The 24,691-nt window shown below is 36.1% G+C and carries 22 protein-coding genes and 2 pseudogenes; 16 read left to right on the forward strand and 8 right to left on the reverse strand.

Annotated elements, in window-relative coordinates; translation table 11 throughout:
• Window positions 1–564: 564 nt before the first annotated feature.
• From glnG to glnA, 3 genes are all read right to left on the reverse strand, one after another.
• Complete coding sequence (gene glnG / locus J3U57_RS02085) at window positions 565–2,025, reverse strand: nitrogen regulation protein NR(I) (protein ID WP_267343684.1); 1,461 nt, start codon at window positions 2,023–2,025, stop codon at window positions 565–567.
• Window positions 2,026–2,036: 11 nt separating this feature from the next.
• Entirely contained in the window at window positions 2,037–3,086 is a 1,050-nt protein-coding gene (glnL, locus tag J3U57_RS02090; RefSeq protein WP_267333796.1) for a nitrogen regulation protein NR(II), read from the reverse strand.
• A gap of 74 nt (window positions 3,087–3,160) precedes the next feature.
• Window positions 3,161–4,570, reverse strand: a complete 1,410-nt coding sequence (gene glnA, locus J3U57_RS02095) for a glutamate--ammonia ligase (RefSeq protein WP_065633690.1) — start codon at window positions 4,568–4,570, stop codon at window positions 3,161–3,163.
• Between the two features lie 728 nt (window positions 4,571–5,298).
• Here glnA and J3U57_RS02100 point away from each other — a divergent pair.
• The 3 genes from J3U57_RS02100 to gpsA are packed head-to-tail and all read left to right on the forward strand — an operon-like array spanning window position 5,299 to window position 7,300.
• Window positions 5,299–5,739, forward strand: a complete 441-nt coding sequence (locus tag J3U57_RS02100) for a rhodanese-like domain-containing protein (RefSeq protein WP_267333797.1) — start codon at window positions 5,299–5,301, stop codon at window positions 5,737–5,739.
• Window positions 5,740–5,768: 29 nt separating this feature from the next.
• The gene (secB, locus tag J3U57_RS02105; RefSeq protein ID WP_267343685.1) at window positions 5,769–6,242 is read left to right on the forward strand and encodes a protein-export chaperone SecB; all 474 of its coding nucleotides are present in this window, start codon (window positions 5,769–5,771) and stop codon (window positions 6,240–6,242) included.
• A gap of 44 nt (window positions 6,243–6,286) precedes the next feature.
• The gene (gpsA, locus tag J3U57_RS02110; protein ID WP_267343686.1) at window positions 6,287–7,300 is read left to right on the forward strand and encodes an NAD(P)H-dependent glycerol-3-phosphate dehydrogenase; all 1,014 of its coding nucleotides are present in this window, start codon (window positions 6,287–6,289) and stop codon (window positions 7,298–7,300) included.
• A gap of 68 nt (window positions 7,301–7,368) precedes the next feature.
• Here the strand turns inward: gpsA and J3U57_RS02115 are convergent, their stop codons facing one another.
• Window positions 7,369–8,343, reverse strand: coding sequence for a hypothetical protein (locus J3U57_RS02115; protein ID WP_267343687.1), 975 nt, complete (start codon window positions 8,341–8,343; stop codon window positions 7,369–7,371).
• Window positions 8,344–8,537: 194 nt separating this feature from the next.
• On the opposite strand from J3U57_RS02115, the gene aas reads away from it, so the two are divergent.
• From aas to J3U57_RS02150, 8 genes and pseudogenes are all read left to right on the forward strand, one after another.
• On the forward strand, window positions 8,538–10,679 hold the full coding sequence (aas, locus tag J3U57_RS02120) for a bifunctional acyl-ACP--phospholipid O-acyltransferase/long-chain-fatty-acid--ACP ligase (protein ID WP_267333801.1): 2,142 nt from the start codon (window positions 8,538–8,540) through the stop codon (window positions 10,677–10,679).
• The gene (gene lplT / locus J3U57_RS02125; protein WP_267333802.1) at window positions 10,672–11,880 is read left to right on the forward strand and encodes a lysophospholipid transporter LplT; all 1,209 of its coding nucleotides are present in this window, start codon (window positions 10,672–10,674) and stop codon (window positions 11,878–11,880) included. Before aas ends, lplT begins: the two co-directional genes overlap by 8 nt.
• Window positions 11,867–12,778 (forward strand): N-acetylmuramic acid 6-phosphate etherase, encoded by a 912-nt coding sequence (gene murQ / locus J3U57_RS02130; protein ID WP_267333803.1) that lies wholly within the window; start codon window positions 11,867–11,869, stop codon window positions 12,776–12,778. The genes lplT and murQ overlap by 14 nt, the downstream gene beginning before the upstream one ends.
• A gap of 807 nt (window positions 12,779–13,585) precedes the next feature.
• Window positions 13,586–13,958, forward strand: a pseudogene (locus tag J3U57_RS12740) (PTS sugar transporter subunit IIA); the annotation flags it as partial.
• A gap of 47 nt (window positions 13,959–14,005) precedes the next feature.
• Window positions 14,006–14,554: pseudogene (locus tag J3U57_RS12745) on the forward strand (PTS system mannose/fructose/N-acetylgalactosamine-transporter subunit IIB); the annotation flags it as partial.
• Between the two features lie 20 nt (window positions 14,555–14,574).
• A complete protein-coding gene (locus J3U57_RS02140; RefSeq protein WP_065633697.1) occupies window positions 14,575–15,375 on the forward strand; it encodes a PTS mannose/fructose/sorbose transporter subunit IIC in 801 nt (266 codons plus the stop codon).
• 17 nt (window positions 15,376–15,392) lie between these two features.
• A complete protein-coding gene (locus J3U57_RS02145; protein WP_065633698.1) occupies window positions 15,393–16,304 on the forward strand; it encodes a PTS system mannose/fructose/sorbose family transporter subunit IID in 912 nt (303 codons plus the stop codon).
• A gap of 148 nt (window positions 16,305–16,452) precedes the next feature.
• Window positions 16,453–16,827, forward strand: coding sequence for a DUF956 family protein (locus J3U57_RS02150; protein WP_267333805.1), 375 nt, complete (start codon window positions 16,453–16,455; stop codon window positions 16,825–16,827).
• 267 nt (window positions 16,828–17,094) lie between these two features.
• Here the strand turns inward: J3U57_RS02150 and J3U57_RS02155 are convergent, their stop codons facing one another.
• Window positions 17,095–17,370, reverse strand: a complete 276-nt coding sequence (locus tag J3U57_RS02155) for a hypothetical protein (protein ID WP_267343688.1) — start codon at window positions 17,368–17,370, stop codon at window positions 17,095–17,097.
• A 431-nt stretch (window positions 17,371–17,801) separates the two neighbouring features.
• Here J3U57_RS02155 and rpsP point away from each other — a divergent pair, with 431 nt between their 5' ends.
• The 5 genes from rpsP (at window position 17,802) to J3U57_RS02180 (ending at window position 20,523) form a co-directional block, all read left to right on the forward strand.
• Window positions 17,802–18,050, forward strand: a complete 249-nt coding sequence (rpsP, locus tag J3U57_RS02160; RefSeq protein WP_025314644.1) for a 30S ribosomal protein S16 — start codon at window positions 17,802–17,804, stop codon at window positions 18,048–18,050.
• Between the two features lie 24 nt (window positions 18,051–18,074).
• Complete coding sequence (rimM, locus tag J3U57_RS02165; protein WP_267343689.1) at window positions 18,075–18,605, forward strand: ribosome maturation factor RimM; 531 nt, start codon at window positions 18,075–18,077, stop codon at window positions 18,603–18,605.
• Between the two features lie 16 nt (window positions 18,606–18,621).
• A complete protein-coding gene (gene trmD / locus J3U57_RS02170; protein ID WP_267343690.1) occupies window positions 18,622–19,374 on the forward strand; it encodes a tRNA (guanosine(37)-N1)-methyltransferase TrmD in 753 nt (250 codons plus the stop codon).
• 31 nt (window positions 19,375–19,405) lie between these two features.
• Window positions 19,406–19,756, forward strand: a complete 351-nt coding sequence (rplS, locus tag J3U57_RS02175; RefSeq protein WP_065633703.1) for a 50S ribosomal protein L19 — start codon at window positions 19,406–19,408, stop codon at window positions 19,754–19,756.
• A gap of 164 nt (window positions 19,757–19,920) precedes the next feature.
• Window positions 19,921–20,523 carry a MarC family protein gene (locus J3U57_RS02180; protein WP_267333808.1) on the forward strand — a complete coding sequence of 201 codons (603 nt, stop codon included), beginning with the start codon at window positions 19,921–19,923 and terminating at the stop codon, window positions 20,521–20,523.
• Window positions 20,524–20,657: 134 nt separating this feature from the next.
• Here the strand turns inward: J3U57_RS02180 and J3U57_RS02185 are convergent, their stop codons facing one another.
• Genes J3U57_RS02185 through J3U57_RS02195 form a run of 3 tightly spaced genes read right to left on the reverse strand, consistent with a single transcriptional unit; the run spans window position 20,658 to window position 24,644 of the window.
• Window positions 20,658–22,052 carry an amino acid permease gene (locus J3U57_RS02185; RefSeq protein ID WP_267333809.1) on the reverse strand — a complete coding sequence of 465 codons (1,395 nt, stop codon included), beginning with the start codon at window positions 22,050–22,052 and terminating at the stop codon, window positions 20,658–20,660.
• Between the two features lie 55 nt (window positions 22,053–22,107).
• Window positions 22,108–23,214 (reverse strand): alanine/ornithine racemase family PLP-dependent enzyme, encoded by a 1,107-nt coding sequence (locus tag J3U57_RS02190; protein ID WP_267343691.1) that lies wholly within the window; start codon window positions 23,212–23,214, stop codon window positions 22,108–22,110.
• Window positions 23,215–23,231: 17 nt separating this feature from the next.
• A complete protein-coding gene (locus J3U57_RS02195) occupies window positions 23,232–24,644 on the reverse strand; it encodes an APC family permease (RefSeq protein ID WP_065633707.1) in 1,413 nt (470 codons plus the stop codon).
• Between the last annotated feature and the right edge of the window lie 47 nt (window positions 24,645–24,691).

The raw sequence follows: 24,691 nt of genomic DNA on the forward strand, positions 1-24,691 counted from the left end.
TGCAGCTGAAGTGGTGGCAGTTAACGAATTAACTGAATTAGCAGTGATTAATCCTAAAATGATACCAATAAATTTTAAATAAAAAGAAACTGAATTAAATATTTTCTGATTAAAAAGAGCTGTTTTTCCTCTTAAAAAGGAGAATAAGAAGTTAATTGAGGATCGAAAATGATTAGAGTGAAAGAATAAACTTAAATATAACGATTTATCTAACGATAAATAGGGTTTTACAGGTTTTGCGTTTTGCGTTTTGCGTTTTAAACATTATATATGTTTCCCTTCCTAAATGTCAATATATTTCTGCATAAATTCGTTTTTTTATGCGAAAAGTTATTTTTTGTTTTTTTTTAAAAGAATAACAACCAAAATCATATTAAATGAATCACATTGCTCTAAAAATAGAAAAATGTTAATTATGGTTCTAATTAATAATGAGAGAAAATCAGAAATAAATATACAAATTTTTTGTTAAGAATTGAAAAGTCGTTGTTCAAATAAACTTTAATTGAGTTAGTTTAAAAACTTTAATTCAAAAGTAATCAAACTAACTTATTTAATTAATGATCAAAGCTCATCTAATTTATTTTGTGTATCATCTGATAATTCTTTCAACTTCCTTGTTAACGTGTTACGTCCCCATCCTAATAAATGTGCGGCATCTTGTTTATGACCACGCGTAAAGTTTAACGCGCAATTCAATAAAATACGTTCAACATCGTTTACTGCTTCGGTTAATATCCCCGTTTTACCTGCAATTAATGCTTGTTTAGCCCAATTTTCAAGTAAATTTTGCCAATTCATTTCAAGTTCTGGTTGATGAAATGGTTGAGAGTGGGGTTCATACTCTATTGAATTTTTAGGCATAGACATTTGTAGTAGTTCAGGTGGCAAATCCTGTACCAGTATTTCTTTACTTGAGGACATAACTGTGACCCATCGACAGGTATTCTCAAGCTGCCTAACATTCCCTGGCCATTTTGACATACATAAAATTTTTAAAGCTTCTGGACTAAAAATTTTACTTTCAACACCTAATTCTTTTGCAGTTGTATGCAAAAAGTGTTCAGCAAGTTTTGGAATATCTTGTTCTCTGTCTCGTAACGGTGGTAATAAAATACGAATAACATTTAAACGATGAAAAAGATCTTCTCTAAATTTACCTTCTCTTACTCTCGCTTGAAGATCTTGATGGGTTGCGGCAATAATCCGTACATCGACTTTAACCGGTGAATAACCACCAATTCGATAAAATTGTCCATCAGCAAGTACGCGTAATAATCGCGTCTGCACATCTAACGGCATATCGCCAATTTCATCCAAAAATAGAGTTCCACCATTAGCTTGTTCAAATCGACCATGTCTGATTTGAGCAGCGCCAGTAAAAGCGCCCTTTTCATGCCCAAAAAGTTCGGATTCAATCAAATCTTTAGGAATTGCGGCCATATTAAGAGCAATAAAAGGCGATTGTGAACGCGGACTATGGATGTGTAACGCCTTGGCAACTAACTCTTTACCGGTTCCTGACTCACCATTTATTAATACACTAATCGATGATTTAGATAACCGCCCAATAATACGAAAAACCTCTTGCATCGCGGGGGCTTCACCAATAATACCGGTTGAGGCTTTTGCTGTTGTGGTTTGACTTGTCTTGTTTGTTTGCGTTTGTAAAATTGCGCGTTCAACTAATTGAATGACTTCATCCACATCAAATGGTTTAGGAATATAGTCATAAGCACCTTTTTGATAAGCATTGACCGCTGCATCAAGATCTGAATGGGCTGTCATGATAATTACAGGTAAATTCGGTATTTGTTCTTTCACATAATGTAACAAGGTTAACCCATCAAGTCCTGGCATTTTGATATCCGAGATCAATACAGCAGGTTTTTGCACATGCGTATCTAACGCATCAATCACTTCTTGACCATTCGCGAAAGTAACGCAGTTAAAGTGAGCATTGGTAAGTGCTTTTTCTAATACCCATCGAATTGAACTATCATCATCAACAATCCAAACATTCATTTTAATTTACCTCATTGTTTAATTGGCAAATAGACAGAAAATTCAGTATGTCCAGGCCAACTATTAAATTCAATTTTTCCATGATGTTGATCGACTATATTATGTGCAATCGAAAGTCCAATTCCTGTTCCCCCTTCATAACCACTCACCATTGGATAAAACAAGGTATCTTGTATATGAACCGGTACGCCAGGCCCATTATCTTCAATATCAATGCGGGCACAAAGTCGATAACGTTGTCCATGTAAAGTCACCTGAAAGGCCGTTCTTGTTCTTATCGTTATTGTTCCTGTTTTTGTTCCTATAGCCTGCAATGCATTACGGACAATATTTAAAATCACTTGTTCTATCTGTTCAGAATCATGAATTAACTCAGGTAAGCTTGGATCATAATCACGTAAAATTTGAATATTAATTGGCTTTTCTAAACAGAGTAAAGCATAGATTCGTTCTATTGCTTTGTGAATATTTTGTTCTTTTTGCTGTAACCGCTGCTGAGGGCCCAGTAATCTATCAACTAGGTTTCTGAGTCTATCGGCTTGCTCAATAATAATTTGTGTATAATCTTGTAATTCATTTTTAGGTAATTCCCGAGATAATAATTGAGCCGCGCCACGTAGACCACCCAATGGATTTTTAATTTCATGAGCAAGCCCTCTAACTAATTCTCGAGCAGCACTTTGTTGAGCTTGTTGTAATTGCTCTTGGCTAAGGCGCTTATGGTTATTTAATGGCGCCATTTCAATAAGAATGCGTCCATTTGCTAATAATTGTGCCGTTAATGATAAAATATGCAATTCATTATTAATCACTAAATTGACTTCATTATCCGTAAAACCTTGATTTTGTTCTAACGCACTTAACATGAGTTCAAAATCCAACGAATAATAGCTCAATAAATCAGGCAAATAACTCTCTAATAATTTTTTTGTGCTTTGCGATAATAATTGCTGAGCTGCCGTATTGGCATAAAGAATATGAAGATTTTTATCGAGCAATAAAATACTTGTGATTATTGAATCGAGAACAAGATTAGCATCAGATTCATTATCAAATGTCATCGTTTCAATTCCCGCCCTCGCTAGACACCACCGCTGATTAGCGGTGGAGTACTTTAAGTTAAATCGAAAATAACTTATAAACTATAGTACAACTCAAATTCAACAGGATGTGGAGTCATACGAACACGATCAACATCTTGACGTTTTAAATCAATATAAGCATCGATAGTGTCATTAGTAAATACGTTACCACGAGTTAAGAACTCACGATCTGCATCTAAAGCATTAAGTGCTTCTTCAAGTGAGCCAGCCACTTGTGGAATTAATTTAGACTCTTCTGGTGGTAAATCGTACAAGTTTTTATCCATCGCATCGCCCGGATGAATTTTATTGATAATGCCATCTAAACCAGCCATTAACTGCGCTGCAAATGATAAGTATGGGTTACCGGCTGGATCTGGGAAGCGAACTTCAATGCGACGTGCTTTAGGGCTAGTCACAACAGGGATACGAATTGACGCAGAGCGGTTACGTGCTGAGTAAGCAAGCATCACTGGTGCTTCATAACCTGGGACTAAACGTTTATACGAGTTAGTTGCAGGGTTGGTAAAGGCATTAATTGCTTTAGCATGTTTAATAATACCACCGATATAATATAGCGCCATTTCAGATAGACCCGCATATTTATCGCCTGCAAATAAGTTTACCCCATCTTTGGCTAATGATTGGTGGCAGTGCATACCTGAACCATTATCGCCAAACATCGGTTTAGGCATAAATGTCGCTGTTTTACCATAAGCATGCGCAACATTTTGTACTACATACTTATAAATTTGCACTTCATCGGCTTTTTTAGTTAATGTATTAAAACGACAAGCAATTTCGTTTTGACCTGCTGTTGCTACTTCATGGTGATGCGCTTCAACAACTAAACCTAATTGCTCCATGATTAAACACATTTCAGAACGAATATCTTGGGATGAATCAACGGGAGGAAGTGGGAAGTAACCACCTTTAACTGCTGGACGATGGCCTTTATTGCCTTCTTCATATTTAGTGCCTGAGTTCCAAGCTGCTTCGATATCATCAATATGTACAAAGCTACCTGACATTGGCGTACCAAAACGCACATCATCAAATAAGAAAAATTCTGGCTCTGGTCCAAAAATAACCGTATCAGCAATACCTGATGATTTTAAAAACTCTTCAGCACGTTTAGCGATTGAACGGGGATCGCGATCATAACCTTGCAATGTCGCAGGCTCTAAAACATCACAACGCAAATTTAACGTCACATCTTCAAAAAATGGATCAATTACCGCACTTGATGCATCTGGCATTAATACCATGTCTGATTCATTAATACCTTTCCAACCTGCAATTGATGAACCGTCAAACATCTTACCATCTTCAAAGAAATCAGCATCAATTTGGCTAACAGGAATTGTTACGTGTTGTTCTTTACCTTTTGTGTCGGTAAAACGTAAATCAACAAACTTAACATCGTTTTCTTTAATTAGTGTTAAAACTTTTTGTGTAGACATGTATCTTCTCCATTAAGGACAAATAATTGTTCAGTTTAAAAGGCATTTTTGCCAAGTTGTTTACAGTTATGCAAATATGATGCCATTTTTTAACCATGCTTAAGTGGTCAATAAGCTAACCTGATAATAACACAGATATTATTATTGCACCAAAATAAAGCAATAAGCACCAAAGTAATGCACCAAAACCAATCATTGCTACCTAATCAAAGATTACAAAAGCTTAAACTAAAACCAATATAAAATAAGTTATATACAGTTGCAGCTTTTATAAACTTTCAGTATTGGTGCATACAGATATTTTGTTTAAACTTTACTCCAGCATTTTTTAATGCCTCATGATAATTCAATAATAATTTTTAGTTTTGCTCAGTGTTATTTTAGTATTAGAAAAAGTAAGTGCTACTTGTTGTCTGTTCGATGGTTAATATTGAAACAAACCAGAAAAATTGGTCACCATGATATGCAAAAAATAGGAGAAACTAATTAAGATTCCTTGCGTTATTTGAAGAATATTTGATTGGAATTCATATCACTAAGTTAGAAAAACGTAATCAATTGAGTAACCACTTATCAATATCATTCTGTTTAAAGTTATCTATTTTTAACTTAAAAATCGAATAATCATCATGACATTAATAATGTTTTCACATAATGGTACTATATTTCACCGCATAATATCGCTATAATCTTAGCTTATATCGAAAAAATCAGGTAATCACATAAGTATGGACTTTATTACACTCGAAATTATTCCTTTTGTAAAAAATCACCTTTTACTTTCACTCGGTTGGATTGTGTTATTCATTGCAATCATTGTATTAACGATTAAAAGCAAATTATCGAAAGTTAAGATTATTAATAATGCTCAAGCAATCAATATGATCAATAAGCAAAATGCCGTTATTGTTGATATTCGTTCTGCTGATAGCTTCAAAAAAGGGCATGTGACTGAATCTCATAATATCTTGCCGATTGATATTAAAAATGCAAGCGCCAAAACCATTGATAAATTCAAAGAGGATCTTATTATTTTAATCGATGAAAATGGCTTATCATCAACAAATATTGGTGAAATTCTTGTAAAACAAGGTTTTTTACATGTTTATGCCTTAAAAGATGGCATTGCTGGATGGAATGGCGAAAATTTACCATTAGTTAGAAAATAATATAATTTAAAAATAAATAAGGTTTTATCATGACTGAACAAAACAATACACAACAAGCCGAAACACAATTCGCAATTCAACGTATTTATACTAAAGATGTTTCGTTCGAAACCAATAATGTGCCAGAAATTTTTACAAAACAATGGCAACCTGACATGAATATTGAACTTAATTCATCATCTCAAGTTTTGAATGAAAGCGTGTATGAAGTTGCTTTGCGCGTCACAGTAACAGTGAAGTCACAAGATGAAGTTGTGTATATATGTGAAGTTACTCAAGCCGGTATTTTTTCATTAATTGGCTTTGATGAAAACCAAATACAACACTGCGTTGGGGCTTACTGTCCAAATATATTGTTCCCTTATGCTCGAGAAGTCGTGTCAAGTTTAGTGACCAAAGGTACATTCCCTCAACTTAATTTAGAGCCAGTAAATTTTGATGCACTATTCCTTAACTATCTTCAACAACAAGCTGAAGCTAGTTCTGCTGAAACACTACAATAGTGGTTGTTTGGCAATAAATTTTTAATCAGTTTATCGGATTATTCATGAAAAAAAGCGCTGTAGTAACAGTCATTGGAGCAGGTTCCTATGGAACCTCTTTAGCAATATTACTGGCTCGTAATGGTCATCCAACACGATTATGGGGTCATAACCCTGATAAAATGACTATTTTGCAGCAAGATAGGCAAAATAAGCAATTTTTACCAGATATTGCTTTTCCACCTGAATTACAGGTTGAAACGGATTTACAAACCGCTGTTAGTGCTGCACCCATCTTACTTATTGTAGTACCTAGTCACGCTTTTGCTACTATTTTAAAGCAAATTAAACCTTTTTTACGTAAAGATTCAAAAATCGTTTGGGCGACAAAGGGTTTAGAAGCCGACACAGGACGTTTATTACAAGATGTAGCAAGAGAAATTCTAGGTAATGAAATTCCTTTAGCAGTCATTTCTGGTCCGACCTTTGCCAAAGAAGTCGCATCAGGTTTACCCACTGCAGTGACCGTTGCATCGACCGATGATTTGTTTTTAACTGAGTTACAGAATTTATTTCACTGTAGTAAAAGTTTTCGTGTTTATAGCAGTAAAGATTTTATTGGCGTACAACTAGGTGGCGCTGTCAAAAATGTTATTGCTATTGGTGCAGGTCTATCTGATGGACTTGGTTTTGGTGCCAATGCTCGAACAGCGCTAATTACCCGAGGACTGGCTGAAATGATGCGATTAGGTGCTAAACTTGGCGCTGACCCTGCCACCTTTATGGGGATGGCTGGGCTTGGTGATCTGGTCTTAACTTGTACTGATAATCAATCACGTAATCGTCGCTTTGGTATATTATTAGGTCAAAATAAAACCATTGAAGAAGCACAAAAAACGATAGCTCAAGTTGTCGAAGGATATAAAAACACCAAAGAAGTCTGGCTATTAGCTAAAAACAATCACGTCGATATGCCAATTACAGAACAGATATATCAAGTCCTATATGAACATAAAGATCCAAAACAAGCGGCAATGGCATTACTTGGGCGTTCGCAAAAAGAAGAATTAAAAAGTTAAGTTTTATATCGATAAAAGGCTATTGCTTACCAAAAAATTTTTGTAAAAAAAAGGGCTATTGCCCTATTTTATATTGTTAAGCCGATTGCTTTTTGTTTGGCTTTTAAGTAAATATCATAGCCAACGTAAACATCTAGCACAGCGGTACCAACGGTTTTAAATAACGTAATTTGCTGATCATTTTCACGACATAGCGTAGAGTCCATCACTAAATTGCCTAATTCTAAAAAATCATCTTTAGACACTAACTTTTGATTGATCGGATCGATGATATCGCCGGCTTCAGCAAAAACACCTGCTTTAGTATCAAGAACACGAATAGACGATTTTTTCACTACATCACTTGGAATTTCATGCATTTCTGGCGTATAAGCACCAACACCATTAATATGAGTGCCTGGTTTAACGTTAGCACCATTAAACGTCGCTACTTTTGAAGTCGTCACAGAAGTAATAATATCGGCTTGACTAATATCTTGATCCAAGTCCTGTGAGCAATAAAAATTAGCAGAGAAATGTTCAAATTGTCTTTTCATCACTTCGGTGAACTGTTTGGCTTTTTCACTATCAATATCAAAAATGGCCACGTCTGTTAGTGGACGAACAGTTAGCATTGCCTCCAACTGAGATACAGCTTGCCCTCCCGTACCAATTAATACCGCGCGACGAGCATCTTTACGCGCTAATAAATCTGTTGCCGCACCTTGTACCGCACCAGTTCGAAGTTGAGTAACATAAGTGCCATCTAACATTGCACAAACTTCACCTGTTTGTGGATTAAGCAATAAGACTTGTGCCGGTACTGATGGCTTACCTAAGGTTGGATTATCAGGAAAGACTGAAACAATTTTAATGCCGACAATATCGCTCCCTTTTATATGTGCAGGCATAAATAAACTCTGCCCCTTTTGCATATCAAAATTAATCCGTAATGGTACCTCACTGTTACCCTCGGTATAAATTTTCAAAGCTTGCTTATCTGCTGCAATCGCATCTTGCATGGTATAAACTTTTTTAATCTCATTAGCCGTTAATATTAACATTTTATCTCCAGTCCATTTTTTAATGCTTATTTTTTTGAGCAACATCGATTGTCTAATTATTCAATAGCCCTAATGGCATTTATAATAATGTTTTGTTTTAATTGAAATAACAGGATAAATTGCTTATCTTGTATATTGCTTACTTTTTCACTATTATGACAAAGTGTAATTTTGCACGACAATTGAGAAATCAGATGTTATTTAAAATACTAAAATTTTTTCTTAAGATTTTATTTCATGTTAAAGTTCATGGCAATCTAGATAATTTAAAACAAGATAGGCTTCTTATCACGCCTAATCATGTTTCCTTCCTCGATGGCGTTTTAATCGGTGTTTTTTTACCAGTAAAACCTGTTTTTGCTATCTACGCAGGCTATATAGACCATTGGTTGGTACGTTTAGCAAAGCGTTATGTTGATTTTGTGCCAATGGATCCTATCAGTCCTATGGCAATAAAACGATTAGTTCGTGAAATTGAAAAAGGCCGGCCAATTGTGATTTTCCCTGAAGGCCGAATCACAATAACAGGTTCGTTAATGAAAATTTATGATGGTGCGGCTTTTGTTGCGGCTCGTTCTAAAGCGACTATCGTACCAGTTTGGATTGAAGGGGCGGAGTTTACCTTAACCAGTCGTTTAAAAGGATTATTCAAACGGCATTTGTTTCCAAAGATAACTATTCATGTTCTTGAGCCGACCTCTATTCCAATGCCAAATGCGCCAAAAGCCAGAGATAGGCGTTACATTGCAGGCGAAAAACTGCATGAAATTATGATGAATGCTCGCATGGAAAGTCGCCCCAAATTGACACTATTTGAAGCTTTACTTGAAGCACAAGTAAAATACGGGGTTAAGTCACGTATGGTGCAAGACCCGACAACATCGGAAGCGTCGTACCGAAACCTTCTTAAACAAATTATTGGTGTTAGTTGCATCATTGCTAAAATAACGAAAAGAAAAGAACGAGTCGGGCTGTTATTACCAAATGCAACAATTACTGTTGCAACTATTTTTGGTTTATCGGTTAAAAACAGAATTCCAGCAATGCTTAATTATACAGCAGGCACCAAAGGCATAACCTGTGCGGTAACAGCGGCTGAAATTAAAACCATTATTACTTCTCGAAAATTCATCCAAAAAGGTAAGCTTGATTACTTACTTGAAGAAGTCAAGGGTGTTAAATGGTATTTCCTTGAAGATTTACGTAAAAGCTTAACCTTCAGTGATAAATTATATATTTTAATTCATCAATATATTCCACGTTTGGTTCAGCGTCGTCAATCTAGTGATGACGAAGCATTAGTACTCTTTACTTCCGGATCTGAAGGTAATCCTAAAGGTGTGGTACATAGCCATAATAGTTTGATTGCCAATGTAGAACAAATTCGAACAGTTATCGATCCAACACCAGCAGACCGTTTTATGTCAGCTTTGCCACTGTTTCATGCTTTTGGTATTACTGCTGGTCTATTTTTACCGCTGTTTTCAGGCAGTCGAACCTTTTTATATCCAAATCCATTACATTATCGTATGGTTCCCGAAATTATCTATGACCAAAATTGTACTGTTCTATTTGGTACACCAACATTCTTAGCTAACTATGCGCGATATGCACACCCTTATGATTTTATGCGCTTACGTTACGTAGTTGCGGGTGCTGAAAAACTACCAGATTCAGTTCGAGAACAATGGAAAGATAAATTTGGTATTCGTATTTTAGAAGGTTATGGTGTGACCGAATGTGCACCGGTTGTTGCCCTTAATGTGCCTATGGCCTTTAAAGCGGGCACAGTTGGACGATTACTACCGGGTATGATTTCACGATTAATTCCGATATCAGGGATTACCGATGGTGGCGAACTACAATTAAAAGGGCCTAACGTGATGAAAGGTTACTTACGTGTTGAAAATCCAGGTAAACTTGAAGTCCCTGCTGCCACAGATGAAAACGGCAAGGTCGAAAAAGGTTGGTATGATACTGGCGATATTGTCGCTATTGATAACGAAGGTTTTGTTACCATTAAAGGACGCTTAAAACGATTTGCTAAAATTGCCGGTGAAATGGTGTCATTAGAAAGTGTTGAAGCTCTAGCCAAAAAAGTCGATCCCGATTCGATGAATGGCGCAACAGTGAAAACAGACTCGGCTAAAGGCGAAGCAATTGTACTGTTTACCACATCGTCTAACATTAATCGAGAATTACTCAATCAAGCCGCTCAAGAACTGGGTATACCAACATTAGCCATTCCACGTGATATTCGGGTTGTTAAAGAGTTACCATTACTTGGCACGGGTAAAATCGATTTTATCACGCTAAGAAAAATGGCCGATGAATAAGTCAGAATCTACTATGAAACAATATTCACTATTAAGCAAAGGCATGGTAGCAACCATGCTAGCGCAGTTTTTTTCAGCATTTGCGGATAATGCAATCTTTTTTGCTATTCTTGCTTATATTAAAAATTTGCATTACCCACAATGGAGCCAATCAGTATTACAAATTAGCTTTGTTGTTCCTTTTATAATTCTTTCACCTTTTGTTGGCCAATTTGCCGATAGTATGTCTAAAGGCAAAGCGATGATGATAGCCAATGGTCTAAAATTAATTGGCGCAGCAAGTATCTGCTTAAATATTAGTCCCTTTATCGGTTATTTTTTAGTGGGTATTGGCGCTGCCGGTTACTCTCCAGCAAAATATGGTATTTTAGGCGAGCTGACATCGGGTGATAAGTTAATAAAAGCGAATGGTTTAATTGAAGCATCAACAATTGCAGCAATTCTGCTGGGTTCTTTGGCTGGTGGGCATATTGCCGATATGAATGTCAGTGCATCCTTACTTACTTGTGTTTTAATGTATGCACTCGCCGTAATTGCTAACATATTTATTCCCAAGTTACCTGCTGCAAGAAAAGATATTCACTGGAAATTTACCAGTATGGTGAAAGATTTTACCCGCACAGTCAAAATCATCTTCAGTAATAAACAAGCTTTATATACGCTATTAGGCACCAGCCTATTTTGGGGAGCAGGCATTACATTACGTTTTTTATTGATTAGCTGGGTGCCTGTGGTTTTAGGTATTGTTGACAATTCAACCCCGACCAATCTTAATGCCATTGTTGCCATCGGCATTGTAATTGGCGCTGGTTTAGCGAGTGCATTTATTTCGATCGATAAAACATTACGTTGTATTCCTGCTGGAATCATGATGGGCATTGCCGTTATAGCTTTTACATTGCAAAGCCATATCATTTCATCCTATATTTTATTAGTGATCATTGGTGCACTAGGTGGATTTTTCTTAGTACCACTCAATGCCTTGATCCAAAAAATGGGCAAAGATTTAGTTGGTGCAGGTAGTGTCATATCAATCCAAAACTTAAGCGAATATAGTGCAATGATGATCATGTTAGGGCTTTATACCTTAGCCGTTGCGCTCAACCTCCCTGTTATTGCTATTGGTGTAGGTTTTGGTTGCTTATTTACGCTAATAATATTTCTTCTATGGCTAGGATTAAGAAAACATGCAAAATATTAATTTATCTTCTATGTTAACCGAGAGCCGCAATCTCAATAGTGAACAAATTGATAATTGCTCTACATTAGAAATTCTTAAAATTATCAATAATGAAGATAAAAAAGTTGCCTTAGCAGTAGAGCAAGAATTAAGCAACATAGCTCAAGCAGTAGATGTAGTTAGTCACGCTTTGTTAAATCAAGGTAGATTAGTTTACATTGGTGCTGGCACATCGGGCCGTTTAGGCATTTTAGATGCCAGTGAATGCCCACCAACTTATGGCACACCGCCTGAACTGGTCATCGGCTTAATCGCTGGTGGTCAGCAGGCAATCTTTCATGCTGTTGAAAATGCTGAAGACAATCCACAATTAGCTGAACGTGATTTAACCAAGATCAATTTATCAGCCAACGATGTTTTAGTCGGAATTGCAGCTAGTGGGCGCACACCTTATGTTCTTGGTGCCATGCACTTTGCTAAATCACTGGGGTGCAAAGTTGTAAGCTTATGCTGCAATCCCAAAGCTCCCATGCTTGAATTAGCCGATATCGCAATCACTCCCATTGTTGGTGCAGAAGTGATCACCGGCTCATCTAGAATGAAAGCGGGCACGGCACAAAAGCTTGTACTAAATATGTTAACCACAGCAAGTATGATTAAAATTGGCAAAGTTTACGGTAACTTGATGGTAGATGTTGAAGCAACCAATGCTAAACTGATTGAGCGCCAAATATCAATTGTTATGCAAGCAACCGATTGTGACCGACAAACCGCGACTTTAGCATTACAACAAAGTAATCGACACTGTAAAACAGCTATTTTAATGATTTTAGCTAATCTATCTTTTACGCAAGCCAAAAAGGTCCTATCAGAAAATAGTGGATTTATTCGTCGTGCGCTAAAAGATCATGGCTTATAAAATAACGATTAAAATACCTTTAAAAAAGGTGATTTTTAGTTCAAATGTATTTTTAAAAAATAGCAATATAGTACATTTGACGAAAATAATCTCAATTTAATTTTTACAGTTGCATTTGGTAAATCAAAAAACTAAGACAATCTAATTTAGCGTATAGATCACATCAGTTATCTTTGACATTGTTTGATGTGATCTAAAGTTGAGCGATAAAAAACTCCTTAAAATTAAATCAGCAGCAATATTGAGTTGCATGTTAGCAAAACATACCTGACGAAATGGACAAAAACCAATCAATTAGCTTTGAAGAAAATCATCTTAAAAGTCTAAAATGGTAGATGTTTTAGTCAACAACTTGTTGATTTAATATCAAAATCCATCATTATGGATTAAATAACTGATAATTAATTTTGCGTCAATAACCAGTAATAATCATCATATAATAAGATTAAATACTGATTATCAATAAGCATAAAATAACAGTATCCATTATTAGATGGATGATCAATAATTAGCAAAATTTCGTAACAAGAATAAATGATTTTTTAAAAATAGATAAAATTCTTCTATAAAAAAATAGATTATCTATACTTAACTTATTAATAAATGTTATGATTTAACAGTTAATTATATAAAAATTAGGAATATAAACATTTGTTTTACAAACAACTATGTACCTCATATTTTTTATAAACAGACTTTTTATGTTCAATGTTTTTACATATGACTTAACTAAACCAAACTAGTTTTTGGTGCTCATTTAAAGTAATTTATTATTATCCAATGAGATAAATATTTGGAGGAAGATCTATGGTAGGAATTATTCTTGCAACTCATGGCGAGTTTGCAGAAGGGATTCTACAATCAGGAACAATGATATTTGGTGAACAAGAAAACGTTAAAGCGGTTACCTTGCATCCAAGTGATAGTCCTGAAAGTTTAAAAGAGAGAATGCTTGCTGCAATAGCAACATTCGATAATCAAGATGAAGTGCTTTTTTTAGTGGATTTATGGGGCGGAACACCTTTCAATCAAGCGAATAATTTATGTGGTGAACATAGTAATTGGGCGATTGTAGCTGGTTTAAACTTACCTATGTTAATTGAAGCTTACTCATCACGCTTTTCGATGGAAACAGCCAAAGAAATTGCATCAGCAATTTTAGAATCTGCTAAAGAAGGCATTCGCGCAACAGTTGAACCTGCCAAAACACAAACATCTAAACCCGCTGCAGCTATTCCAGAAGGTACAGTTGTCGGTGATGGAAAGATGAAAATTGTGTTAGCTCGTATCGATTCTCGCTTATTACATGGTCAAGTCGCCACTTCTTGGACAAAATCAACCAATCCTACCCGTATTATTGTCGTATCAGATTCAGTTGCTAAGGACCAGTTAAGAAAAAAACTGATTGAAGAAGCGGCGCCTCCTGGTGTGAAAGCAAACGTGGTTCCTATCAAAAAAATCATTGAAGTTTCGCATGATCCTCGTTTTGGCAATACCAAAGCTTTATTGCTATTTGAAAACCCTGAAGATGTATTAAGAACCATTGAAGGTGGTGTTGATATCAATGTTGTCAATGTTGGTTCGATGGCACATTCTGTGGGTAAGGTCATGGTTAATAAAGTGTTATCAATGAATGCACAAGACGTTGAAACCTTCGAAAAGTTAAAAGCTAAAAACGTCAAATTTGACGTTCGTAAAGTACCTAATGATTCTAACGATAATATGGATGAATTATTAAAGAAAGCGAAACAAGAATTAGCTGAGCAAAAGAATTAGTTTATTTAAGGGGTTATATTATGACATTATCAATTATTGCTATCATTTTGGTGATAGTTATTGCCTTCCTAGCTGGTATGGAAGGGATTTTAGATCAGTTTCAATTTCATCAACCTTTGGTTGCTTGTTCGTTGATTGGACTTGTGACCGGAAATTTAGAAGCGGGTATTGTATTAGGTGGATCATTACAAATGATTGCATTAGGTTGGGCAAACATTGGGGCAGCAGTCGCACCTGATGCAGCATTAGCCGCAGTGGCTTCATCTATCATTTTAGTTTTAGGTGGGCAAGGTGTCGCTGGTGTTTCAACCGCAATTGCAGTTGCCATTCCACTTGCTGTAGCTGGATTATTCTTAACTATGATTGTGCGAACCATTGCTGTTCCATTAGTCCATATGATGGATGCTGCAGCAGAAGAAGCAAATATTCGTAAAATAGAATTATTGCAAATTTTGGGGATCTGTTTGCAAGGTCTAAGAATCGCAATCCCAGCAGCAGCTCTTTTATTTATCCCTGCTGAAACGGTAAAAGGCGCATTAGAAGCGATGCCTGAATGGTTAACAACAGGTATGGCAATTGGTGGAGGAATGGTTGTTGCGGTTGGTTACGCCATGGTCATTAATATGATGGCAAACCGCGAAGTATGGCCATTTTTCATTATTGGCTTTGTGGTTGCAGCGATATCACAATTAACCTTAATTGCGCTAGGTGCGCTCGGCATTGCCTTGGCGTTAATCTATCTTAGCCTTTCTGAACGCGGAAACTCTTCAAATGGCGGCGATAAAGGCGATCCACTTGACGACATTTTAAATGATTACTAGGAACTTGGAGAAAAAAAATGACTGATAGAATTCAATTAAGCAAAAAAGATCGTTTAGCGGTTGCTTGGCGTTCGACTTTCCTCCAAGGTTCTTGGAATTATGAACGTATGCAAAATGGTGGTTGGGTTTACTCAATGATCCCAGCTATCAAAAAATTATATACCAGCAAAGAAGATCGCTCTGCTGCATTAAAACGTCACTTAGAGTTTTTTAACACTCATCCCTATTTAGCATCACCTGTGCTAGGGGTAACGCTTGCGCTAGAAGAAGAGCGTGCCAACGGCGCTGCGGTTGATGATGTTGCGATCCAAGGGGTGAAAGTTGGGATGATGGGACCGTTAGCTGGCGTGGGTGATCCAGTATTCTGGTTTACAGTAAGACCAATGCTTGGTGCACTTGGAGCATCGCTTGCACTTAGCGGTAACATTATGGGGCCAATTCTATTCTTCTTACTTTGGAACATTATTCGTTGGAGCTTCATGTGGTATACCCAAGAGTTTGGTTATCGTACTGGCTCAAAAATTACCGATAATTTATCTGGTGGTTTACTCCAAAAAATTACGAAAGGTGCGTCTATTTTAGGGATGTTTGTACTGGCGGCTTTGGTACAAAGGTGGGTATCGATAAAATTCCAACCAGTCGTTTCAACCGTAAAATTAGATAATGGTGCATTTATTGATTGGAATGCATTACCCGCTGGTGCGGAAGGCATTCAAAAAGCATTACAACAAATGCAAGCTGGATTATCTTTGACACAAGAAAAAGTGACTACCTTGCAAAATAACTTGGATCAATTAATACCAGGACTTGTACCATTACTTTTAACATTTTTATGTATGTGGTTACTACGTAAAAAAGTCTCACCTATTATCATTATCCTTGGATTATTTGTTGTAGGTATTATTGGCCACGTTATTGGTCTTTTATAAAAGATAATGTTTTAACCAACGTATTTTTAAAATATACCGTTTTAGTTTAAAGCAACAAATTCTTAATAATCAAACTATCCTTTTCATCACATAACAATGATGAAAAGGATATCATCACTAATTCAAGTCTGGTTTAGGGACACAATAGATGGTTCAATCATTAAACACGAAGATTGATTTAACGGTAAAAGCAACAGCATTTACTGGTTTAACGGAATATGGCAATATTATAATCGGAGACAAAGCTTTTGAGTTTTATCATCAGCATGATCCGCGCAAATATATTCAAATTCCTTGGAATGAAGTCGATTTTGTTATTGCATCGGTACTATTTGGTGGTAAATGGATTCCACGTTATTCAATTCAAACCAAAAAAGATGGTACTTTTACCTTTGCTTCTAAACAACCTAAACAAGTACTTAGAGCTATTCGTGTTTATATTGATGGACAAAAAATGGTACGTTCACTAGGTTTTTTTGACGTGTTAAAACGAGCTTTCTTTAAGAAAAAAACAAAAAATTAAGACAATATTAAGTACAATATACAAATAAATTAATATATTAATTTATCAATTTATTATTCCTAATAAATTGATAAAATTTTTAAGCTGATTTTAGTAATTGTCGATCTCTTTGCTTAATCAGATAAACTGCTCTTTTGAGCAAGATGCCTTCAAGTAAGATTACCGCAATATTGTCATGTTCAAATTGAAATAAGGTTAACCTAGTTGTAATACTAATCCCATGATTAACTGAAACTAACCCCATCATAAATGTCTACAGCCTAACTTCTATAGCATATTAAATGTTATAGCTGCGTCAATTATTTTAGTATAAATACAAATAATTATACCTTTTAAAAAAGCAATAAATTTATGCCTTTCTAACCCCTTTAATTCAACCGATTGTTTCTGCTCAAGAACATTATCTTTGTGGCAAATCAAATAAAACTCACCTGAAAACAATAAATCTGCATGAATATCTTTTAAAGTCGGTATTTCTGCTAATATTGTCATTACAGAACGAGTTGCCGATTTTTCGCAAGTAACGTTTAAACAAATAGCCAAAGATCATGTTACCGTCATGGGTGATGTGCTCGTAAAGCTGTCAAAGAGATTATTGCAATTGACTCAACGCTAATTGAATGACAGCTAGTCAAACAGTTATCAGCTATTTGGAGGTATAAAAAAATTGTGCAATCACCCGTGGCATAACTTGCTCTTTAGCGCTTGATATGCATGGAAAAGGGCTAAGTGCGGCATTAATGGGTAAAGATATAGATTAAAACGACTGTTAATGATTGTTTTTTGAACCGAATCAATCCCAGTAATTATTATTGGTGAGATTGATTATTTATAGATATTGATTAATAAATGTATTACCTTTTATCAGCCATAAACAGCCATTGCACTTTTTGCCAGAAAGAGTATAATTTCGGGGCTTTGATTTTGTCCATGTTGGACAAGATAAAGATTATTTTTTAATTTAAGAGGATGTTATGGTAACTATTCGTTTAGCTCGTGGTGGCTCTAAAAAGCGCCCTTTTTATCAAGTAGTTGTCACTGATAGCCGTAACCCACGTGATGGTCGTTTTATTGAGCGCGTTGGCTTTTTTAATCCAATTGCACAAGGTAAAGCGGAAGAATTACGTTTAGATCTTGATCGCGTAAATCATTGGGTAGGTTTAGGTGCAACCGTTTCTGATCGTGTTAATACATTGATCAAACAAGCACAAAAAGCTGCTTAATATTAGTAACTAATAGTAATTGTAATGATGAATACTGAGAATCTAATTGTTGTGGGTAAACTTGGTTCAAGCTACGGCATTCGTGGATGGCTCAGGATTTTTTCGTTTACAGAATTTCCAGATAGTATTTTTGATTACACACCTTGGTATATTCAGCGTGCTGGGCAATGGCAAGAAGTAATCGTAGAAAGCTTTAAACCCCATAATCAAGACATGATTGTGAAACTCAAAGGTGTTGACGATCGTGATCAAGCCAATGCATTAACTAATGCCGAAGTATTTGTCGATGCAGAAAAATTACCAAAACTTAATAATGGTGATTTTTATTGGAAAGATCTGATTGGTTGCCGAGTAAAAACAATTAATGGTTATGACTTAGGTCAGGTCACTGATTTAATGGAAACCGGTTCTAATGATGTGTTGGTTGTTAAAGCAAATCTAAAAGATGCATTTGGAGCAACAGAACGTTTAATTCCTTTTGTTGAAGAACAATTTATTAAACAAGTTGATTTAACAACAAAAATGATTGTGGTCGATTGGGATCCAGCATTTTAATTGGTAAGGTAAGAATATGTGGATTGGCGTAATTAGCCTTTTTCCCGAAATGTTCCAAGCTATTACCTGTTATGGTGTAACTGGTCGAGCCGTAAAAAATGGACTGTTAACAGTAAATTATTGGAACCCGCGCGATTTTGCGCATGATAAGCATAAGACTGTCGATGACAGACCTTATGGTGGCGGTCCCGGCATGTTAATGATGGTACAACCACTTAGAGATGCCATTCATGCAGCGAAAGCAGTAGCAGGTAACGATACAAAAGTAATCTATCTTTCCCCGCAAGGGCGCAAATTAAACCAACAAGGTGTTTGCGAGTTGTCACAATATCAAAAATTGATTTTGATTTGTGGTCGATACGAAGGTATAGATGAACGCGTTATCCAAACCGAAATTGATGAAGAATGGTCAATTGGGGATTACGTGTTAAGTGGCGGTGAATTACCGGCAATGACCATGATTGATGCTCTAGCAAGATTTATTCCTGGCGTGTTGAATCATGAATCATCAGCAGAAGAAGACTCTTTTGCTAACGGTTTACTTGATTGTCCACACTATACCAGACCAGAGGTGTTAGATGGAATGGCGGTGCCCGATGTGTTAATGTCTGGTCACCATGAAGCGATTCGTCGCTGGCGATTGAAACAATCACTAGGACGAACTTGGTTGAGAAGAGACGATCTTCTTGAAAATCTAGCTCTGACTGATGAAGAGCAATGTTTACTCACTGAATTTCAACAAGAATACCGTGATAAACAAAGCAACTAAAATTTCAGTATAACTAGTAAGAGATAACATTATGAAAAATGCAATTATTCAGCAATTAGAACAAGAACAAATGAAAAAAGACATCCCGTCTTTTCGCCCAGGCGATACGATTGAAGTAAAAGTATGGGTTGTTGAAGGTAACAAAAAACGTCTTCAAGCTTATGAAGGTGTGGTTATTGCAATTCGCAATCGTGGTTTACATTCTGCATTTACAGTACGTAAAATTTCGAATGGCGAAGGTGTTGAACGAGTATTCCAAACTCACTCACCAATTGTTGATTCAATTACTGTGAAACGTCGTGGTCAAGTACGTCAAGCTAAACTTTACTACTTACGCGAACTTCGTGGTAAAGCGGCTCGTATTAAAGAGCGCCTTAACTAATTCTTTATTGGTTAATGATTTAAAAAAACAATATAAAATATATCTGTCTAATGATGGTCACCTTTACGGTGACCGTTTTTATATTTAAAACATACTGTTTCCTGCCAACTATCTAGCGTTGACAAAGTTAAAGCAAATTTTATTATTCTTTTGAAGGTTATGCTATGGGTGACTATCTTTTCGAAATTCTTGCAACAACTATAAAATTGTTCGCATTAATGACACCACCAGCAGTTTTGAGCGCATTTTTAAGTGGCACAAAACAATATGATGAACAACTACGCCGCAAAACAGCACTTAAAACATCGTGTGCCGTTTTTATTATTGGTATTGTACTGTTCTTTTTTGGTAATACTATGTTTAGTGTTTTTGGTTTTACTCTTGATGCATTTAGAATTGGCTCCGGTGCGTTACTCTTTATTACAGCGGTTTCGTTGATGAATGACTCACCAGAAAAGAATAAAATAAGTAGCGATGAAGATATTAGTGTTGTGCCCTTAGCAATTCCTTTATGTATGGGGCCGGCATCCATTGGTACCATCATTGTGTTAGGTTCGAGTTCGTTGGGTGTTGTACAAAATTTGATTGGTGCAATATCATTATTCATTGCATCTTCAGGTATCTATGCTATGTTGCTATGCGCTAAAACAATCGCTAAAGTGCTAAAAAATACCGGTATATCAATTTTATCAAAATTGACTGGATTACTTATATCCGCTATTGCGGCACAAGTTGTTTTTACTGGTGTAGCTGCTTTTCTAAAATAGTACAAACAAATTGAGATATAATTAACAAAACATGATTATATTTGATTTCAACAATAATACAGTTTGCTACTAATAATCAATCCTATGTAATCAAGACAATATGTTTATTGACTCGATTACATACAAAGTGCCGATTAATGGCTTTTGTCGGGATTACGTTTTTTATAGAAAAAGTAAGAAATAAGAATAATAGCAATTAACACTAGCTCAGATAATAGAATGAAGTAACCTGACTCATCAAACCAAACCCCCATAATAATCACTGTATTTGCAATAATTGATATAATGGCTAACCAAGGAAATAAAGGCGATCTGAATTTAATCATCTCTTTAGGGTACTGACCAGTATTGACGCCTTTACGAAAACGATACTGGCACCAAGCTATAACAATCCAAGCAAAACAACCGACCTGTCCGGTACCTGCAACTAAATAGATATAAAGTTTTTCAGCCGCAATATATTTAGAAAATAAGGATACTAATGCAATAAGTGCAATAAATAAAATCCCTTTTGTTGGTACACCGCGTTTATTGACATCTGAAAAATATTTAGGGGCTAAGTTATCTTGAGCCATAGACCACAACATTCTTGAGCTAGCATAAATTGCTGAATTAGCAGCTGAAATGGCAGCACAAAAAATAACAAACAGCATCCCATAAGAAGCAAAGCTAATACCTGCCTTATTAAATACCCATATAAAAGGACTGATCTCGGTATGTTCTGTGCCATAAGGATAAACCAGTGCTAATACCGCAATCGCTAACACGTAAAACAAAATGATTCGAAAAGCAACGCCAGTAATAATTTTGGGTAATACTGCTTGTGGTGATTGCGCTTCACCAGCAGCATTACCAATTAACTCAACACCTTGAAACGAATAAGTTACAATGGTCATACAAACAAAAATCGATAAAAAACCATTTGGAAACCAGCCATGTTCTGTCTTAAGTGTTGGTAACACGTGGGTTTGGTTATATTCTTGACATAACAAATAAATGCCAATACAAATAAACGCAATAATCGCCAAGACTTTAATGGTTGAAAACCAATATTCACTTTCACCAAATGCACGAACAGAAGTTAAATGCACACAAGTAATAACTGTAAGGATTAAAAGACTAAAAAGATAAATAGGAATTGCAGGAAAAACTTGATGGGCTATCATAGCAGCAGCAGTTAAATCAGCTGCCATCGACAGCACCCAACTTAACCAATATAACCAACCAATGGTATAACTCCAAATTGGGTTCGGAATAAACATTAATGCATAATGTTGAAAAGAACCAGCGTGGGGAAAAGCACAAGAAAGTTCACCTAAGCATAACATAGTTGCAAGCATAATACTGCCAGCCATTAAATAAGCAATAATAGTACCTAATGGGCCTACTGTACTAAGCGGTGCTGCAATACCAATAAATAATCCCGTACCGATTGATCCCCCTAACGAAATCATCAATAAGTGACGATTTTTTAGATTTTTCTTTAAGCTACTGGGATAAGGACTTTCTTGTGATTCTGATGTTGCCATGTAAACCGCCTAATAATTAATAACAGCTGCTGGCGTAACCAGCAGCTAACACGAATTAATAAATAAAACGTTTTTCTACACCATTTGTTTGGCAAGCCATAAGTAAGGCTGTGTAATCAAGTTCAAAACCAATGGTATCGCCAACACGCAATGTTTCAGTAACATCTTCAATATCGACAATAGTATGATCACTGGTCTGTCCTAAAACAGTAATACTATCATTAATCGGTACACAGTTTTCAGACGGTACATCTTGACGTCCAAAAGCGAGAAGTGCGCGTTTACGCGTACCATGATCAACAAAAGTTTTACTATTTAAAAACGCATCTACACCTAACTCACCAACAGGAACAGTTGGTTTACTATTGAGTTCAATAATTTGCGCATACAATTTATACAAATTACTGCATGCTTTATCGACAGGCTTATTTGAGTGATGGAATTCATCTAAATACTTCATATCCACATACTCAATACCAAACTCATGTAAACCACCAATTCTGATGTGATTTAAGCCTTCAGGCCAAACACCTTTATCAAGTAAATGATAACTCGTACAGTTACCCGCTGATAAATATTTGATCTTAATGTTACAAGCTTGCTCTACTTTACGCGCAATTTGTAAAAAGTCTACTCCATTTTTTACAGTCGGTAAAACCGTACCATAGCAATTGAAGTTTGTTCCAAGACCATAAAGTTCAACACCCGGTAACGATAAGATAAGCTTGACAGTATCGATGATATCATCAACATGTTCAAACCAAATACCTTCACGTAAATCACCCATATCCACCATTAATAAAACCTGATGAATTTTCTGCTGTTTAACCGCTTCATCAGAAAGTGCTTGGATAACTTGTTTTTCACTGTTTAAGCTAATGTCAGCATATTTAACAACATCACTAATTTCACTCAAACAAGGACTACGTAATAAACACGTTTTGCAATTTAACGCGTCTTTAAGTTTTTTTAGATTGTAAGTTCTTGACTCGGCAATTACATCAATACCACCATCAAGCACCACCTTGGCGGTTTCAACGCAACCGTCAAAGACTTTATTGACCGCCATCACTTCAATGTCGTGCTTAGCAAGTATCTCTTTTTCGACTCGCGCATTATTCCTTAATTTGCGCAAATCAATTTCCAATATAGGTTTGTACATACTCTTACTCCTCTATATTATTGTTGTTGCAAACGATTACGTTTTTGTGCTCGGTAATATATCCATTCAGCTAGGACAATTGCAAGCACTGCACCACCAACAATTTTCGCAATATACTCAACATAACCACCCATATCAATTTGTGCAGGTGGAATAAAGACTAAGATCACCGCAAATAGCGTAGATAAGAATCCTAAACCGGGTAAAACAATTGGTAATACTTTACCTGGTATCTTAAAGCTACGTGGTACATCTGGTTGAGTAATACGTAAACGATAGTAAGCAATAAACATCACTAAGTAAGGAATAAAGTAACAAATTGTTGTTAATGCGGTTAACATCCAATAAGCTGCCGCAATACTTGGTGATACAAACGTTGAGAAACAAAGTACCGTTACAATTATTGCTTGGATAACTAAAGCAAATGCTGGTGTTTGATATACAGGATGTAAACGACCAATACGTTCACCAAGCAAATTATCTTCTTTAGATGCTTCTTGTAACATATAAATAGGACCAACTAACCATGAGTTAATTTGACCTAATGCACCAAAGAATAAACAAATTGCCATAACCGGTAATAACCAAGGCATATGTAACTCTTTAGCCGCTGCTTCCATCGCTTGCATTACGCCAGCAACAATATCAGTATCAGCAGCAGGTAATAAAGTATTAATTGCCCAAGTACCAATCATGTAAATACCAACAATTACAATTGCCGATACCGCCATCGCTTTAGGGAAGTCTCGTTGTGGATCACGAGTACGTCCAGCAATCATAGGTGCCACTTCAAGACCAGCAAAAGCAAACATCATACTAGATAAAAATACGATGGTGTCCCAACTGCTTAAATCTGGGATCCAATCACTAACATGACTATAATCAGTTGCCATCGGGTGACCAGTTAATAACCAAACAATGGCTAATAACACAATAATTGCAGCAGGAATAAATACCCCAAGCCATGCACTCACACTATTGATAATTTTGGTCCACTGCATACCGCGAATATTCATCAGTGTCAAAATCCAGAATACCACCATCGATCCTACACCAATAAACACCTGATTTTGCGCCAAATCGGCACTAAACATATAGCCAATTGCGGTAAAACCAAATTGCAACATGAGTGGGAAAAACAGCACACAAGAAAATAAGAAGCAAACAACAACAATCCAACCAATGCGTTTACCAAACGCTTCTTTTACCCACACAAAGATCCCACCATCTTTCGGCCAACCTGTGGAAAGTTCACCACAGACCATCGCTAATGGGAAAAACAAACAAAATGCAGCAAGTAACCAAAGCACCATTGCTGATGCCCCATAAGGCGCCACATTAGGAATTTGACGTAAACTTAGTATTGCAATAACATTCATAAATACAATGTCTTTAATACCAAGTAAACTTGAACCTTTAGAATCACTCATAAAATAACCTCACATTATAATATCTGGAGCACGATGTGCCCCAGATA

Source organism: Gilliamella sp. B3464, from assembly GCF_026536145.1.
Classification (GTDB): Bacteria; Pseudomonadota; Gammaproteobacteria; order Enterobacterales; family Orbaceae; genus Gilliamella.